The organism is Promicromonospora umidemergens (assembly GCF_024171995.1).
GTDB classification, from domain to species: domain Bacteria; phylum Actinomycetota; class Actinomycetes; order Actinomycetales; family Cellulomonadaceae; genus Promicromonospora; species Promicromonospora umidemergens.
Genome location: NZ_JAMTCT010000015.1, coordinates 139,394 through 155,666, shown reverse-complemented (window position 1 = coordinate 155,666; position 16,273 = coordinate 139,394). Strand labels below are relative to the sequence as shown.

General features: G+C 70.8%; 16 protein-coding genes. 9 read left to right on the top strand and 7 right to left on the bottom strand.

Annotated features, from left to right (window positions below):
* The first annotated feature begins 13 nt into the window (after positions 1-13).
* The 5 genes from APR04_RS21065 to ilvC all read left to right on the top strand — a co-directional run bounded on the left by APR04_RS21065 (position 14) and on the right by ilvC (position 5,943).
* Positions 14-1,378, top strand: coding sequence for an ATP-binding cassette domain-containing protein (locus APR04_RS21065; protein ID WP_253873933.1), 1,365 nt, complete (start codon positions 14-16; stop codon positions 1,376-1,378).
* On the top strand, positions 1,375-2,133 hold the full coding sequence (locus tag APR04_RS21060) for a hypothetical protein (RefSeq protein WP_253873931.1): 759 nt from the start codon (positions 1,375-1,377) through the stop codon (positions 2,131-2,133). The genes APR04_RS21065 and APR04_RS21060 overlap by 4 nt, the downstream gene beginning before the upstream one ends.
* Before the next feature lie 292 nt (positions 2,134-2,425).
* Complete coding sequence (locus APR04_RS21055; protein ID WP_253873930.1) at positions 2,426-4,306, top strand: acetolactate synthase large subunit; 1,881 nt, start codon at positions 2,426-2,428, stop codon at positions 4,304-4,306.
* Between the two features lie 15 nt (positions 4,307-4,321).
* Positions 4,322-4,846, top strand: coding sequence for an acetolactate synthase small subunit (gene ilvN / locus APR04_RS21050; RefSeq protein ID WP_253873929.1), 525 nt, complete (start codon positions 4,322-4,324; stop codon positions 4,844-4,846).
* Between the two features lie 68 nt (positions 4,847-4,914).
* A complete protein-coding gene (gene ilvC / locus APR04_RS21045; RefSeq protein ID WP_253873928.1) occupies positions 4,915-5,943 on the top strand; it encodes a ketol-acid reductoisomerase in 1,029 nt (342 codons plus the stop codon).
* Between the two features lie 105 nt (positions 5,944-6,048).
* Here ilvC and APR04_RS21040 read toward each other — a convergent pair whose 3' ends face one another.
* From APR04_RS21040 to APR04_RS21025, 4 genes are all read right to left on the bottom strand, one after another.
* Positions 6,049-7,050, bottom strand: a complete 1,002-nt coding sequence (locus APR04_RS21040) for a DMT family transporter (RefSeq protein ID WP_253873927.1) — start codon at positions 7,048-7,050, stop codon at positions 6,049-6,051.
* A gap of 120 nt (positions 7,051-7,170) precedes the next feature.
* Complete coding sequence (locus APR04_RS21035; RefSeq protein WP_253873926.1) at positions 7,171-8,079, bottom strand: glycine betaine ABC transporter substrate-binding protein; 909 nt, start codon at positions 8,077-8,079, stop codon at positions 7,171-7,173.
* A gap of 70 nt (positions 8,080-8,149) precedes the next feature.
* Positions 8,150-9,067 carry an ABC transporter permease gene (locus tag APR04_RS21030; RefSeq protein ID WP_253873925.1) on the bottom strand — a complete coding sequence of 306 codons (918 nt, stop codon included), beginning with the start codon at positions 9,065-9,067 and terminating at the stop codon, positions 8,150-8,152.
* A complete protein-coding gene (locus APR04_RS21025) occupies positions 9,060-10,316 on the bottom strand; it encodes a quaternary amine ABC transporter ATP-binding protein (protein WP_253873924.1) in 1,257 nt (418 codons plus the stop codon). The genes APR04_RS21030 and APR04_RS21025 overlap by 8 nt, the downstream gene beginning before the upstream one ends.
* Positions 10,317-10,502: 186 nt before the next feature.
* Here APR04_RS21025 and APR04_RS21020 point away from each other — a divergent pair, with 186 nt between their 5' ends.
* A complete protein-coding gene (locus APR04_RS21020; RefSeq protein ID WP_253873923.1) occupies positions 10,503-11,132 on the top strand; it encodes an ASCH domain-containing protein in 630 nt (209 codons plus the stop codon).
* A 52-nt stretch (positions 11,133-11,184) separates the two neighbouring features.
* On the opposite strand, the gene APR04_RS21015 is transcribed toward APR04_RS21020, so the two are convergent.
* Together APR04_RS21015 and APR04_RS21010 are read right to left on the bottom strand one after the other, a co-directional pair.
* Positions 11,185-11,904, bottom strand: a complete 720-nt coding sequence (locus tag APR04_RS21015) for an SAM-dependent methyltransferase (protein ID WP_253873922.1) — start codon at positions 11,902-11,904, stop codon at positions 11,185-11,187.
* 50 nt (positions 11,905-11,954) lie between these two features.
* The gene (locus APR04_RS21010) at positions 11,955-12,440 is read right to left on the bottom strand and encodes a pyridoxamine 5'-phosphate oxidase family protein (protein WP_253873921.1); all 486 of its coding nucleotides are present in this window, start codon (positions 12,438-12,440) and stop codon (positions 11,955-11,957) included.
* A gap of 114 nt (positions 12,441-12,554) precedes the next feature.
* On the opposite strand from APR04_RS21010, the gene APR04_RS21005 reads away from it, so the two are divergent.
* The 3 genes from APR04_RS21005 (at position 12,555) to APR04_RS20995 (ending at position 15,381) form a co-directional block, all read left to right on the top strand.
* Positions 12,555-12,953, top strand: a complete 399-nt coding sequence (locus tag APR04_RS21005; RefSeq protein ID WP_253873920.1) for a VOC family protein — start codon at positions 12,555-12,557, stop codon at positions 12,951-12,953.
* A gap of 65 nt (positions 12,954-13,018) precedes the next feature.
* Positions 13,019-14,092, top strand: coding sequence for a 3-isopropylmalate dehydrogenase (locus tag APR04_RS21000; RefSeq protein WP_253873918.1), 1,074 nt, complete (start codon positions 13,019-13,021; stop codon positions 14,090-14,092).
* Positions 14,093-14,250: 158 nt separating this feature from the next.
* Positions 14,251-15,381 carry a branched-chain amino acid aminotransferase gene (locus APR04_RS20995; RefSeq protein ID WP_253873916.1) on the top strand — a complete coding sequence of 377 codons (1,131 nt, stop codon included), beginning with the start codon at positions 14,251-14,253 and terminating at the stop codon, positions 15,379-15,381.
* Between the two features lie 29 nt (positions 15,382-15,410).
* Here APR04_RS20995 and APR04_RS20990 read toward each other — a convergent pair whose 3' ends face one another.
* Complete coding sequence (locus tag APR04_RS20990; protein WP_253873914.1) at positions 15,411-16,235, bottom strand: GAP family protein; 825 nt, start codon at positions 16,233-16,235, stop codon at positions 15,411-15,413.
* Positions 16,236-16,273: the final 38 nt, after the last annotated feature.

Below are 16,273 nucleotides of genomic sequence, written 5' to 3'. Positions count from 1 at the left end.
CTACCCTGTGCGGGTGATCCCAGGGAGCGACACCGCGGTCGAGACACTTGGGCTGCGCAAGACGTACCGGTCGGTGCGCGGGCGTGTCGTGGGCGTCGACGGGCTGGACCTGCGCATGCCGGCCGGCGGGGTGCACGCGCTGCTCGGGCTCCCGGGGTCCGGTAAGACCACCACGCTCCGCCTGCTCACCGGCCTGGCGCACGCCGACGCCGGTGCCATCAAGATCTTCGGCGTCCCCGTACCGGACGGTCTGCCCGACCTCGCCGGCCGCATCGGCGCCGTCGTCGGTGAACCGGGGTTCCAGGCCGGGCTGAGCGGACGCCGCAACCTGGCCCTCCTCGCGAGCGCGGCCGGCGTGCCGCGCACCCGCGTCGACGAGGTGCTGGCGCGCGTGCTCCTCACCGACCGCGCCAGGCTGGCCTACGGCTCCTGCTCGGTCGACGAGCGGCGACGCCTCGCGCTCGCGGCCGCACTCCTGCACGACCCGGACCTGCTCGTCGTCGACGAGCCGAGCGAAGGGCTCGACGCCGTCGGCACCCGCGAGATCCGGCAGGCCCTGCGGCGCCTCGCGGACCGGGGCGTGACCGTGCTCGTGGCGACCGGTGTCCTCACCGAGGCACAGCAGATCGCGGACACGGTCACGGTGCTCGACGACGGCCGCGTCCTCGCGCAGGGCACCGTCGCCGACCTGCTCGGCGACGCCAGGGTCAGCGTCCGGGTCCGCCTCGACGAGCCGGGCAAGGCGGCAACGACACTGCGGGCCGCGGGGTTCAAGGTCCGGGCCGACGGCGAGCTGCTGCACGTCGACGGCGTCGCCGAACCGGCAGACATCTCGCGGGCGCTGGCGAAGCAGAAGCTCTTCCCGGGTGAGCTCGCGCCGCAGCGCGAGGACCTGGCGGCGGTCGTCGGCCGGCTGCGGCCGGTCGTACCGCAGACGCCGAAGGTGCCCAGTCGCGCCGAGGGGCGAGCCGCCCGCAAGGCGGCCGAGCAGCAGACGGCGGACCGGAAGAAGGCCGCCGACCAGCGCAAGGCTGCCAAGGAAGCTGCGGACGAGCGGGCTGCGGCCGACGTGGAGGCCGCCGAGAAGGCGGCTGCGAAGCAGGCAGCTGCCGACGACAAGGCCGCCAGGAAGCAGGAGGCGGTCGACGCGCGCGCTGCCCGGCGGGAGGCTCAGAAGACGGGTGCCAAGGCGCTCCTGAGCCGGCGCGCCTCGGAGCCGTCGAGCGCGTCGGACGGGCAGGGGACGGCGGACGCGGACACCGCGAAGGCTGACCCCGTGGAGCCGGGCCCGCAGAAGGACCAGGGTCCGGCCAAGAAGGCTCCGTCCAAGGGCCAGAGCCAGAGCCAGAGCGACAACCGTGCCAAGGGGAGCCGATGACGGGCCTGTTGTGGGCCGAGCTGCGCCGGTTCGGCGTGCGACCAGCGATCCGGTGGATCGCCGCAGGGATGCTGCTGTACGTCGTGCTCGTGCTCGGGCTGGAGGCCTTCGAGGCGGACGCGTCGACGCTCGCCGGTCTGCTCGCGGACGGTGACATCTCGTTCTACGCGATGACCCCGGTGTTCCTGGCCTACGTGGCGGGCGTGCTGCTCGTGACGGGGGACGCGGCGTCGGGCGGGACGCGGGCCCTGCTGACCGTCGAACCGCGCCGCGGCCGTGTGTACTGGAGCAAGGTCGTGGCCGCGGGGGTGGCTGTGCTGCCGGGAGTCGCGGTCGCCTGTGCGGTGCTGGGTCTCGGGATGTACGGGCTGCACGCTCGCGCGGACATGCTCGGCGGCCCGCCGTCGGAGCTGGCGCTCGTGCTGACGTGGACCGGGGTGCGGGCGCTGGTGCTCGCGGCCTGCGCAGCGGCAGGGGGAGCGGCCCTCGGCGTGCTGGTGCGGCGCTGGTGGGCAGTACCTCTCGCCGCGGCGTGGTTCCTGATCGACGAGAGGGTGCTCGGCGCGTCGTCCCCTGCCCGGCACTGGTCCCTGCTCGCGAACGCGGACGCCTGGGTCCGTGGCACCGAGACCGCTCTGTCCGGCGACGGGCTCCTGGCGGTGCCGCTCCTGCACAGCGCGCTCCTCCTGCTGGGTGTCACCGCGGCGCTGACCCTGCTCGGCTGGGTGGTCTTCCGGTACCGGGACGTGCGCTGACGGTGTGGCGGTTCCTCCGCGAACCGCGGGATCCCGCGGCTGAGCGACCCCGGCGTCTCGAATCGTGGGACCTTCGGCCCGCTGGGTGACACCGGCGAAGATTCGGCGTAACGTGCGTCACGTGCAGACGATCATTCTTGTAGTACTTCCTGAGCGCGCGGCCTAAGCCCCAGCACAGGCATCGTCCGCGCGCTCACCCTGGCAGTCCTTGCTCATCAAGGACCCGGGGTTTTTTTGTTGTCACGAACGCTCGCTTTCGCCCCGGGACGGGGCGCGACGGCAGGAGATCCGTATGACCGGCACACCGACACCCGCACAGATCGCTGCGCGCGCCGAGGCGCGTGACCAGGTGCGCACCGAGCTTCGGTCCCGCACGGTAGGCGGCAGGACCGAGCCCGAGGCAGCCGCGCCTCGCGTCGGGCCGGAAGCAGTCACGGGCGCGCAGTCCATCGTCCGTTCGCTCGAGGAGGTCGGCGTCGACACCGTCTTCGGCATCCCGGGTGGCGCGATCCTGCCGCTGTACGACCCGCTGATGGACTCCGCCAAGCTGCGCCACATCCTCGTGCGGCACGAGCAGGGTGGCGGACACGCGGCGTCGGGCTACGCCCACGCGACCGGCAGGGTCGGGGTGACGATGGCGACGTCGGGCCCCGGCGCGACCAACCTGGTGACCCCCATCGCGGACGCGCACATGGACTCGATCCCGCTCGTGGCGATCACCGGCCAGGTGGCGTCCTCGTCGATCGGGACCGACGCGTTCCAGGAGGCCGACATCGTCGGCATCACGCTGCCGATCACCAAGCACAACTTCCTGGTCACCGACCCGGCCGACATCCCGCGCACGATCGCGGAGGCGTTCCACATCGCCTCGACGGGGCGGCCGGGACCGGTGCTCGTCGACATCTCGAAGTCGGCGATGCAGGCACGCACGACGTTCTCCTGGCCGCAGGAGCTGCAGCTGCCCGGCTACCACCCGGTGACGAAGCCGCACTCGAAGCAGATCCGGGAGGCCGCGAAGCTGCTGGCCACGGCCAAGCGCCCGGTGCTGTACGTGGGCGGCGGCGTCATCCGGTCGGGCGCGGCGGACCTGCTGCGCAAGCTCGTGGACCTGTCCGGGGCGCCCGTCGTGACGACGCTGATGGCTCGCGGCGCGGTGCCGGACAGCCACCCGCAGCACCTCGGCATGCCCGGCATGCACGGCACGGTGCCCGCGGTGGCCGCCCTGCAGAAGGCGGACCTCGTCTTCGCGCTCGGCGCCCGGTTCGACGACCGTGTGACGGGCAAGCTCTCGAGCTTCGCGCCGCTCGCGTCGATCATCCACGCGGACATCGACCCGGCGGAGATCGGCAAGAACCGCGAGGCCGACGTCCCGATCGTCGGCGACCTCCGTGAGGTCATCGGTGACCTGCTGCCCGAGCTGGCGCGGGAGCACGAGGCACACGGCAAGCCGGACGTCGAGGGCTGGTGGCGTCAGCTCGACGAGTGGCGTCGCACCTACCCGCGCGGCTTCACCCAGCCGGAGGACGGCCACCTCTCGCCGCAGCACGTGATCCAGCGGATCGGGGACCTGACCGGGCCCAACGGGATCTATGTCGCGGGCGTGGGGCAGCACCAGATGTGGGCAGCCCAGTTCATCAGCTACGAGCGGCCCAACACCTGGATCAACTCCGGCGGCCTCGGCACCATGGGCTACTCCGTCCCCGCCGCGATGGGCGCCAAGGTGGGCATGCCCGACCGGACCGTGTGGGCGATCGACGGTGACGGCTGCTTCCAGATGACCAACCAGGAGCTCGCCACCTGCACGATCAACGACATCCCCATCAAGGTGGCGGTGATCAACAACAGCTCGCTGGGCATGGTGCGGCAGTGGCAGACGCTCTTCTACGAGTCGCGCTACTCCAACACCGACCTGCACACCGGCCACGGCACCATGCGCGTGCCCGACTTCGTGAAGCTCGCCGACGCGTACGGCTGCGAGGGCATCCGGGTGGAGCGGGCCTCCGACGTCGACGCCGCGATCAAGCGGGCCAACGAGATCGACGACCGGCCAGTGGTCGTGGACTTCACCGTCTCGCGGGACGCGATGGTGTGGCCCATGGTCGCCGCAGGTGTGAGCAACGATGACATCCAGTACGCACGCGGCATCTCGCCGGCGTGGGACCGAGAAGACTGAGCGAGGACTGACCCCATGTCGAGGCACACCCTGTCGGTGCTCGTGGAAGACAAGCCCGGCGTGCTCACGCGCGTCGCCGGACTTTTCGCCCGTCGAGCGTTCAACATCCACTCCCTGGCGGTAGGCCCCACCGAGCATGCGGAGATCTCGCGCATCACCGTGGTGGTCGACGTCGAGGAACACCCTCTGGAACAGGTCACCAAGCAGCTCAACAAGCTGATCCACGTGATCAAGATCGTCGAGCTCGAACCCGAGTCGTCAGTGCATCGCGAGCTGCTGCTCGTCAAGGTGCGGGCCGACGCCACCACCCGAACCGGGGTGCTGGAAGTCGTCGAGATGTTCCGGGCGCGCGTCGTCGACGTCGTGCCGGAGTCCGTGGTCATCGAGGCCACGGGCCCCGCGGCGAAGCTCGACTCGCTGCTCGCGGCGCTGGAACCGTACGGCGTCCGTGAGATCGTCAAGTCCGGGACCCTGGCCATCGGCCGCGGCGCCCGGTCCATCACCGACCGGGCGTTCGAGCGCACGGTCCGGTCCGCGTGAAAATGCGTTCACGCGAAACCAACTGACTTACTTTCCACCCCGAGATATCAACTCAAGGAGCAAGAACCGTGGCTGAGCTGTTCTACGACGACGACGCCGATCTGTCGATCATCCAGCAGAAGAAGGTTGCTGTGATCGGCTACGGCAGCCAGGGCCACGCGCACGCCCTGAACCTGCGTGACTCCGGCGTGCAGGTGACCGTGGGCCTGCGCGAGGGCTCGGCGTCCCGCACGAAGGCCGAGAACGAGGGCCTCGCCATCGCGACCGTGCCGGACGCCGTCCGGGATGCCGACGTCGTCGTCATCCTCGCGCCCGACCAGGTGCAGCGGCACGTGTACGCCGACGACATCGCGCCGAACCTCAAGGAGGGCGCGGCGCTCGTCTTCGGGCACGGCTTCAACATCCGCTACGGCTACATCAAGCCAGAGGCCGGCCACGACGTGCTGATGGTCGCCCCCAAGGGCCCCGGCCACATCGTGCGCCGCGAGTTCGCCGACGGCCGCGGTGTGCCCGTGATCGTCGCGGTCGAGCAGGACGCCTCGGGCACGGCCTGGGACATCGCCCTCTCGTACGCCAAGGGCATCGGTGGCCTGCGCGCCGGCGGTATCAGGACGACGTTCACCGAGGAGACCGAGACCGACCTGTTCGGTGAGCAGGCAGTGCTCTGCGGCGGCGCCTCGCAGCTGGTCCAGTACGGGTTCGAGACGCTGACCGAGGCCGGCTACCAGCCGGAGGTCGCGTACTTCGAGGTGCTGCACGAGCTCAAGCTGATCGTGGACCTCATGGTCGAGGGCGGCATCGCCAAGCAGCGCTGGTCCGTCTCGGACACCGCTGAGTACGGCGACTACGTCTCCGGTCCGCGGGTCATCGACCCGAGCGTGAAGGAGAACATGAAGGCCGTGCTGGCCGACATCCAGAACGGCGCCTTCGCGGAGCGGTTCATCGCCGACCAGGACGCAGGCGCCCCCGAGTTCAAGGAGCTGCGCGCCAAGGGCGAGCAGCACCCGATCGAGACGACGGGCCGCGAGCTGCGCAAGATGTTCTCATGGATCAAGCCGTCCGACTCCGACTACGTCGAGGGCCAGGCTGGTCGGTAAGGCGTAGCGTCGCGCTGACGAGGTAGGGGGCAGGCCGGTCGCCGAGCTCACTGACCGCAGCACACAGCGCCCCGCTCTCCGCACGGAGAGCGGGGCGCCGTTGCGTCAGGTGTGGCGGCGCCGCTCCGCGAGGAGCGGCACGGCTACACCTACCAGCGTCAGGGCGCCGCCCACGTAGGTCGCCGGTCCTGGTGGTGTGGCGCCGGGTGTCACCGCATCGAGCACCAGCGCCATGACGATCTGTCCGGCGATCATGCCAAGACTGAGCAGCAGCACCCCGATCCTGTGCACCACGGTCGCCGACAGCGCGATGAACGCGATGCCGATGATCCCGCCGGTGTACAGCAGCGGGTCGGTCGGGAAGGCGCCGTCGGGCAGGCCCTCGGCCAGCACCGACACCCCCAGGGCGGCCGCCAGCACGACGGTGCCCACCACGAAGTTCACGAGGGTGGCGGCGAGCACGTCTTCGGCGGCCGCGCGTACGTGGCCGTTGACCGCCTGCTGCCAGGCGGACCCGATCCCCGCGAGCAGCGGGAGCACGGCCAGCGCCAGGGCCGACGGCGACGCCGTGCCCCCCGACATCGCGATGGCGACGGCGGCGACGGTCAGCACCGGGCCGACGGCGCGCGGGAACGTCACGAGCCGGACCCCGCCCGGACCGAGGCCGAGCCGGTCGATGACGACGGACCCGAGCGACTGGCCGGTGACGAAGGCGACGATGAAGGTCGCGACCCCCAGCACTCCCACGGTGAGGCCCTGGGTCGCGACGAAGAACGCGCCCGCCGCGCCACCGAGGACCTGCCAGGGGCGCAGGCCGCCCTCGCGCAGCGCCGTGGAGATCCGGCGCATACCGGCTCGGCTACGGCGGGAGACCAGCAGGGCCAGGGTCAGCAGCACCAGCCCGGACCCGAAGGACACGACCGCCGCGAGATAGCCGCTGCCGACGTGGTCCGCCAGGGAGCCGTTGACCCGGCTCTGCACGGCGATCCCTGCTCCACCGACGACGGCGAGCGCGACGCCCGCCGCCGCGCGCCGGCCAGGGCGAGCGGCGGGCGGGGCGGCGTCGGCAACGGGCGCGGGGCCGTCGAGCGAGAGGTCCTGGGGCATCTGACAAGTCTAGGAACGACGCTTGCCCAGGGCACCGGTGCGGGCTGTCGACCTCGTCACAGCACAACGGCGGCGCCCCAGGTGGGGCGCCGCCGGATGCCGACCATCGACCAGAGCTGGTCAGCCCTTCAGGGCGTCCACCCAGTCCTGGTTGTCCGCGATCCAGGCCTCGACACCTGCGGCCGGGTCGCCCTCGTTCTTGTTGACGACCTGGTCCTCCAGGGTGCCGTACTGCTCGTCGTCCAGCTTCGCGTTCCCCATCATCTCTGCGACCTCGGGGAACTCCTCGCTGAACCCGGCGGTCGCGAGCTCGTGGAGCCCCTCCGCCTCGCCGAGGGCGCCCTTCGGGTCCTCGAGGTCGCGGACGGGGAACTCGTTGTTCGCCCAGAACGGACGCCACAGCGTGACGACGATGTCCTCCTCGGAGGCGACGGCCTCCTCGAGGGCGTTCAGCATGGCGGGCGTCGAGGAGGTCTGGAGCTCCCAGCCGTCCTCGTCCAGGCCGTACTCCGGGATGACGCTGTCCTGGACGGCCTTGGTGAGGCCTGCGCCCGCCTCGATGCCGACGATCTTGCCGTCGTAGTCCGCCGACTTGCCGACGAGGTCCTCGATCGACTTGAGGTCCGAGTACTCCGGGACCGCCACGGTCAGCTTGGCGTTGTCGTAGTACGCGCCGAGGTCCTCGATGTCGTCGCCGTACTCGTCCATGTAGGACTTGTGCGTGACCTCCGGCCACGCGGAGGGATACACGTCGATGTCGCCCTCGGCGAGCCCGGTGTACAGCGGCGCGGCGTCGTTGATCTCCTCGATCTCGACCGTGTAGCCATCCTCCTCGAGGATGTTCTTCCACAGGTAGGCGGTGCTCAGGCCGTCCGTCCACGAGGGGATGATGCCCATCGTGATCGTCTTGTCGGTCTCGCTCTCGCTGCCCCCGGTCGCCCCGTCCTCAGAGGCGCATGCCGTCATGCCGAGGGTCAGGGTGAGAGCCGCGGTAGCAGCTCCGATTCGCTTGCCGGTCGTGCCGATCATCGGTGTCCTTCCGTTTCGTATGCAGAGCTAGTGATGTATGGGAGGTGTTGGTCTGCGGAGATGCCGTGGGTCAGGCGGGGCTCGTGGCGGGGGTGCGCGTGAACCGCTGCCGCAGCTCGCGGAGCCGGCCGTGCCCCGGCCGACGCGAGCCGATCGAACCGGTGAGCCGGTCCAGGAAGATCGCCAGGATCACCACGGAGATGCCGGCGTCGAAGCCGAGCGCGAGGTCGAGGGTCGAGATGGCGCTGACCACCTCGTTCCCGAGGCCGCCGCCCCCGACCAGGCCCGCGATCACGGCCATCGACAGAGCAAGCATGATCACCTGGTTGACGCCGGCCATCACGGTCGGCATGGCCAGCGGCAGCTGGATGTCCTTGAGGATCTGCCGGGGTCCGGCGCCGAACGCCTGCCCGGCCTCGACCACCTCGCTGTCGACCTGGCGGATGCCGAGCTCGGTGAGCCGGACGGCAGGCGGGAGCGCGAAGATCACCGTGGCGATCATGGCACCGGCGACACCGATGCTGAACAGGATGACCACCGGCACGAGCCAGACGAATCCGGGCATCGTCTGCATGAAGTCCATGACGGGCCGCAGGACGCGGCTGACGACGGCCGAGCGCGCCGCCCAGATGCCCAGCGGCACGCCGACCAGCAGCGCGAACAGCGTCGCTATCACTACGAGGGCGAGCGTCTCCATGGCCGGCTCCCACATGCCCATGCCGATGATGACGACCATGCCGACCAGCGACCCGCCCGCGAGCTTCCAGTCGCGCACGAGCCAGGCGAGCAGCGCCAGGACGACTGCCAGCACGAGCGGATCCGGCGTCTGGAGAAGGCCTGCGAACCCGTCGATCGTGGCGTCGAGGAAGTCACCGACACCGTCGAAGAAGGCGTCGAAGGTGTCCTTGAACCAGTCGAACCCCGTCTCGAAGAGCTCGCCGATCGGCAGCGGTGGCACGATCGTCAGGGGAACGGCGCCCTCAGCCACGGACAGCCTCCTTCGTCTCATCGGTATCGGACGCCGAGGTGCTCGTGCCCAGGACCGCGGCCTCCATCTCGGCGTCGGTCTGGGTGGACAGGGCCGAGAGCAGCGTGACGCGCGGGATGACGCCGCTGAGCCGGCCGGCGTCGTCGACCACCGCGATGGCGGGGGTCTCGGCCGCCGGGCCGAACAGGTCGGCGAGCGAGGTGTCGGGGGAGACGCTGGCGAAGTCCGGCACCGGCCTCAGGAGGCCGTCGAGGTTCTTCTGCTCGAGGCGCATGCTCACCTCGTTCTCACTGACGTAGCCCTGCAGGGTGCGGTCGCGCGCGGTGACGAACAGCGCCGAGACCTGGTGCTCGCGCATCAGCTTGTGCGCGGCGCGCGGCCCTTGCTCCGCCCCGAGGACGGCGACCGGCGGCTCCATGACGGACGACGCCGTCAGCACGCGCGTGCGGTCGACGTCGGCGACGAACTGGGCGACGTAGTCGTTGGCCGGGTCGGTGAGGATCTCCTCTGCCGTGCCGACCTGGACGATCCGCCCGTTGCGCATCATCGCGATGCGGTCACCGATGCGCATGGCCTCGTTGAGGTCGTGGGTGATGAACAGGATCGTCTTGCCCAGCTTCTGCTGCAGCTCGATCAGCTGGTCCTGCATGTCGCGCCGGATCAGCGGGTCGAGGGCGCTGAACGCCTCGTCCATCAGCAGGATGTCGGTGTCGGCGGCGAGCGCGCGGGCCAGGCCGACACGCTGCTGCATGCCACCGGACAGCTCGCTGGGCAGGTGGTCGTCCCAGCCGGTCAGGCCGCACAGCTCCAGGGCCTCGTGGGCACGCCTGCGCCGTTCCTCCTTGGCGACGCCCTGGGTCTCGAGGCCGTAGGCGGCGTTGTCGATGACCGAGCGGTGGGGAAACAGCGCGAAGTGCTGGAACACCATGCTGATGCGCTCGCGGCGCAGCCGGCGCAGATCCTTGCCGGTCGCCGCGGTGATGTTCTCGCCGTGGAGCTCGACGTGACCGGCGGTCGGCGGGTGGAGCCCGTTGATCATGCGGATCAGCGTCGACTTGCCGGACCCGGACAGGCCCATGACGACGAAGATCTCGCCCTCTTCCACGGTGAACGACGCGTCGATGACAGCCGGCGTCAGCCCAGCTCTCTTCAGCTCGTCGGTGTCGGCGCCGGCCTCGAGGCGCTTTACGCCGTCGTGAGCCTTACGGCCGAACACCTTGTACAGATGATGTGCCTCGATGGCTGGCACATAGCCTCCTTGCCTCGGCAGGAAATGATGTGGGGCGGCACGTTGGTGCGACGTGGACCGTCGATTACCAGATCATGGCCGGTCACGCACATGCAAACTCGGTAAGCGTTCGTTATCGGATCGTTCAGCGTTCGTAATGCTGCCCCGGCTCGCGTCCGGCATCGGTGGGTAGGGCAGGATGTCCTCGTGACCCAAGACGTGAACCCGCAGGCAGCGGACGACAACGAGCCGACCGACGCAGAGGCCCCGGCCGAGCCCTTCGACCCTGCGACGTTCGACCCCGCGACGTTCGAGCCCGAGGCCGTGTCGGACGAGGAGGCGGAGGTCGCCGCGGAGGTCCTCGACTTCTGGACGGCCACGCGCCAGTACGCGGGCATGGCGAGCGCGAGCATCGTGGTGGGCCCGACCGTCGGTGAGACCGTGCCGCCGCAGGCCTGGTCGTTCGGGGACGAGCCGGAGCTCGCCGAACGCCTGCTCGACGCCGTGCTGACCGGTGACAAGACGGCGACGTCGTCGGCCCTGTGGGACTACGACGACGAGGGCGCCCCACTGCCGGTCGTCGGCGAGCTGTCGATCCTCCTGGACGGCGAGAGCCACCCGCGGGCCCTGATCCGCACCACGAGCGTCGAGACCACCACCTTCGAGGAGGTCGACGAGGACTTCGCGGCGGCGGAGGGCGAGGACGACCGCACGCTCGAGTCGTGGCGCGCGGGCCACGAGGCGTACTTCCGTCGCAACCTGCAGGAGGGCCGGGAGTTCGCGCCGGACATGCCGGTGGTGTGCGAGCGGTTCCAGCTCCTCTACCCGAAGCGCTGACCGCCCGGGACGCCGTCCGGCTCACGCAGGCGTGAGCGGGGCGCCGTCCGGCTCACGCGGGCGTGAGGACCAGCCAGGCGAAGCCGACCACGCCGCGGTAGCCGCCCAGGTATTCCTCGCGACGGCGGTCGGCGAACGCGCGAGCGCCGGGTGTGGCCAGCCGTTCGACGCCCGCCCGCCAGTCCGACTCGAAGTCGTCCCACTCACCTTGCGTCGACGTGGCGGCGTGCAGCACGCGGAACCCCGCGTCGGTCGCCGTACGCGCCAGGCCGGCCAGGTCGGGGAGATCGCCGAAGGCCTCGCGCACCGTCGCGTCCGGTTCGGTCTCGTAGACGCCGTCGCCGAACAGGAGCGTGCCCGACGGCGCGGTGAGCCGGTGCAGGGCCGTCAGGGCGGGTGCCGGGGAGTCACCCCAGATGTGGCTCGCGCCGACGTTCAGCACGATGTCCGCCGGGCGGTCCCAGGTCGTCGCGTCGGCCGTGTGGAACGCCACCCGGTCAGCGAGCCCGAGGTCGACGGCCCGACGGCGCGCGGTGCCCGCGTCGGCGGCGTGCCTGTCGACGCCGTCGCCGGCGATGCCGTGGTGGGCGCAGAGGCGGAGCAGCAGCTCGCCGGTGCCGCAGCCCAGGTCCAGGGCGTGGGAGCTCGCGGTCAGGGGCTGGATCCGGTCGAGCAGCGCCGTTGCTCGCGCCTCGCTCAGGGGCGAGTTGAACGTCAGCCCGGTGGCGGCGGCGTCGAAGTACGGGCGGAGGTCGTCATCGGTAGCGGTCACCCGGCGATTGTGTGGGCGGGTGGGGAGCCGGGGCCACGGTTTTTCGACGGTCACCGCGGCGGGGACATCTCCGCCGGCAGGCGCCGGTCGATTCCCGTCCCGCGTTCCGGGTCGCTCCCGCGCACGTGGATCTCGACGCTCTGGGCGGCCGCCCGGTACAGCCGCAGCTCAGCGGTACCGCTGAGCTCTTCCACGCCGTATGCCCGCACTCCGTTGCTCGAGGACGAGAAGGCGGCGGCGACGGCCTCTGCGAGCTCCGTGTCGGGCACCTGGCTCGCGGTGGCGCCGACGTAGACGGCGGCGACGTCCGGGCCGGGATCCACCTGCGAGCTGAAGATGACCAGCTCGACGCGGGCCTGCGCGGCGACGTTGCGCGAGTGCTGCGCGCGGGGTGACGAGATCCAGTAGAAGTCGCGGTAACCCGCGTGGCGGTAGAAGACCGGCGAGACGCGGGGCGTGCCGTCGGGTTGAGCCGTGCCGAGCACCATGAAGTGGTTGTCGTCGATGACGCGCCGTGCGATGTCCCTGGGTTCCATACCTGGTGGACGGGCGGTGCGCCGGGAAGTCATCGGGAGTGTGGGTGTCTCGTCCTACGGTGTGTACAGCGGCCCGGAGCCACGGGCCACCCGATCCGACGTGAGGTGATGGCGATGACGCTGCGCTGGTACTCGACGGTGGTGGAGTCCACCGACCACAAGAAGCTGGCCCGCTGGTGGGCCGAGGCCCTGGGCTGGGAGATCAGGTTCGAGATGGACTCGGAGTCCGTGCTGGTGCCGCCGTGGGCGCTCGAGCTCTCGGAGAACCTGGACTTTCACCAGGTGCCACCCGGCATGGTGTTCGTCCCGGTCGAGCACAAGAAGATCGGCAAGAACCGGCTGCACTGGGACTTCGCGCCGCACACGAGCGACGACCGGGACGCGGAGATCGACCGGCTGGTCGAGCTGGGGGCGACGGTGATCGACGTCGGGCAGCCGGACGACGCGAGCTGGGCCGTCCTGACGGACCCGGACGGCAACGAGTTCTGCGTGCTCTCGGCCAGGGACCAGTAGCCGCCCGGCGTCCATTCCGTGAGACCCGCGTCTCATTCGGCCGGTCGCGCGCGTAGGCTCCGGACATGGCACAGGTGGGCAGGACAGAGGGCATCGACCTCGCAGTGGTCGCAGGTGACGGCATCGGTACCGAGGTCGTGGAGCAGGGGCTCGCCGTGCTCGAGGCGGCGCTGGCGCCGTCGGGCACCAAGCTCACCACCACCGAGTTCGACCTGGGTGCGCGCCGGTGGCACGCGACGGGCGAGACCCTCACCGACGAGGACCTCGAGAAGATCAAGGCGCAGGACGCGATCCTGCTGGGCGCCATCGGCGACCCGTCGGTCCCGAGCGGGGTGCTGGAGCGTGGGCTGCTGCTCAAGCTGCGCTTCGCGCTCGACCACTACGTGAACCTGCGCCCGACCAAGCTCTTCCAGGGCGTCTCCAGCCCGCTGGCGAACCCGGGCGAGATCGACTTCGTCGTGGTCCGGGAGGGCACAGAGGGCCCGTACGTCGGTAACGGCGGCGCGCTCCGTGTGGGCACGCCGCACGAGATCGCCACCGAGGTGAGCGTCAACACCGCGTTCGGCGTCGAGCGCGTGGTCAGGGACGCGTTCGCCCGCGCCGCCGCCCGGCCGCGCAAGCACCTCACGCTCGTGCACAAGCACAACGTGCTGGTGCACGCGGGCCACCTGTGGCGCCGCACGGTCGAGGCCGTTAACGCGGAGTTCCCCGACGTCACCACCGACTACGCGCACGTGGACGCCGCGACCATCTACCTGACGACCGACCCGAGCCGGTTCGACGTCATCGTGACGGACAACCTCTTCGGCGACATCCTCACCGACCAGGCCGCAGCGATCAGCGGCGGCATCGGTCTGGCGGCGTCGGCCAACATCAACCCGGACCGGACCGCGCCGTCGATGTTCGAGCCGGTGCACGGCTCGGCCCCCGACATCGCGGGCCAGGGCAAGGCCGACCCGACGGCGACCATCCTCTCGGTCGCTCTCCTGCTGGACCACCTCGGCTTCGCGGCCGAGTCCGCGCGAGTCCAGGACGCCGTCGAAGCGGACCTTGCCGATCGACCGGCGGCCCACGGCGGCAGCGCCGTACGTACGACCGACCAGGTAGGCCGCGATATTGCGGCCCGCGTGACCGAGTAAGCCTGCTGTACGACGGCGGCGCCCGGGTCACGCAGACCTAACCCGGGCGCCGCCGTCGTACGTCGATGGCCGTCCGGGCAGGCGCCCGGCACGGAATGCTCCTCCTGCCTTGCCGGGCGTGGAAGACTGACAACAGCATTCCGGTGAAAGGCATCGACATGACGACAACGACGGATCCCATCCTCCCGACCCGGCTCGAAGACCTGGTGGCGCTCTTCGACGTGCGACCCACCGACGTGCCGACGCCGGACGCAGAGCGCGCCGAGGCGCTCCGTGCGCCGAGGTTCGGGACGGTGTTCACGGACCACATGGCGCGGGTCTCCTGGACCAGCGCCGACGGCTGGAAAGACCGGCGGATCGAGAAGTACGGTCCGCTGCAGCTCGACCCCGCGACGGCAGTGCTGCACTACGCGCAGGAGATCTTCGAGGGCCTCAAGGCCTACAAGCACGCGGACGGCTCGGTCTGGACGTTCCGTGCCGACCAGAACGCCGCACGGTTCGCCCGATCGGCGCACCGCCTGGCGCTGCCCTCGCTCAGCGTGGACGACTTCATCGGGTCGCTGGCGGCCCTCGTCCGCACGGACATCGACTGGGTGCCCGACGGCGAGGACTCCTCCCTCTACCTGCGGCCCTTCATGTTCGCGTCGGAGGTGTTCCTCGGGGTGCGCCCCGCGCTCGCGGCCGAGTACCTGGTGATCGCCTCGCCGGTCGGCCCGTACTTCGCGGGCGGCGTGCGGCCGGTGTCCATCTACGTGTCGGAGGAGTACCACCGGGCAGGGCCGCCCGGAGGCACCGGCGACGCGAAGTTCGGGGGCAACTACGCCGCCAGCTTGCTGCCGCAGCTCGAGGCGCAGAAGAAGGGCTTCGACCAGGTGTGCTTCCTCGACGCGGCCACCAGCACCTACCTCGAAGAGCTCGGCGGCATGAACGTGTTCCTCGTGATGGACGACGGAACCCTGCACACGCCGGAGCTCGGCTCGATCCTCGAGGGCATCACGCGCACGTCGGTGCTGCAGCTCGCAGCCGACCGCGGGTACGACGTGGTGGAGCGGCGGATCCCGCTCGCGGAGGTCGCGTCCGGCCTGGAGTCCGGGAAGGTCAAGGAGTTCTTCGCCTGCGGCACCGCCGCCGTCGTGACGCCGGTGGGGCGCCTCGCCGGGGCGACGTTCGACCACGAGCTCAACGGTGGTGAGCCGGGTGAGCTGACGATGGCGATCCGCCAGGAGCTCACGGACATCCAGTACGGCCGCGCAGAGGACCGGCACGGCTGGATGCGCCGCCTGGCCTGAGCGTCCCTCGCTCTGGGGCTGAGCGCCGCTCAGCCCCAGAGCCGGCCGATCGCGTCGCGCGCGACGAGGAAGCCCACGATCCCCACCACCCATGCGGTGGTGCTCGCCGCGTTCTTGGTGAGCCAGGTGTCCAGCCGTCCGAGCGGACGCTCCACGAGCCGCGCCGCGAACACCCGCGCCGCCGTCAGCACGAGAGCCGGCGCGATCATCACCAGGCAGTACGCCAGGATCCACAGGCCCGACGTCGGCCAGCCCGGGCCCTGTGTCCCGATCAGCCCGAGCGCCGCCAGGTACGGAAGCATCGTCGCGACCTCGACCAGCCCGGCTCCGACGGCGAGCAGGGCCAGTGCGCTTCTGCTGCCGCTCTCGCTCCCGAGGACCCGCTCGCGCCAGCGTCCCAGCCGTCCCGCCCGCGCCGCCGGCTCGCTCGCTCCAGCACCGGCTCCTGCCGCAGCCCCGCTCTCGGCGACGGCCCCGCTCTCCGCCCCGGCCCCGGTCACCGCGCCCGTGCCGACGGGCTTGCGGCCACCGACCGGTTCCAGCTTGAAGCTCCATGCGAACAGCCCCACGCCGATCACCAGCTGCACGACCAGGAACGGGAGGGTGCTGGACAGGGTCGTGAGCGTGTCGCTCAGCGCACCGGCCCCCAGCAGGATCGCCAGCCCGATCAGCGCGTAGAACCCCGCGATCGACCCCAGATACACCAGCATCCGCCCCACGCGCACGCGTCCGGGCGACATGAGCAGCCACACGGGGATGAGCAGGGTCCCGAAGCTCGTGGAGTCGATGAGCGCGAGCACGGCCAGGGCGCCGACCAGTGCGGTGCCAGTGAGCTCGGCGGAGAGGAAGTCCATGCGACAAGCCTGGGGCAGGCCCCGGCCGGGTACATCGG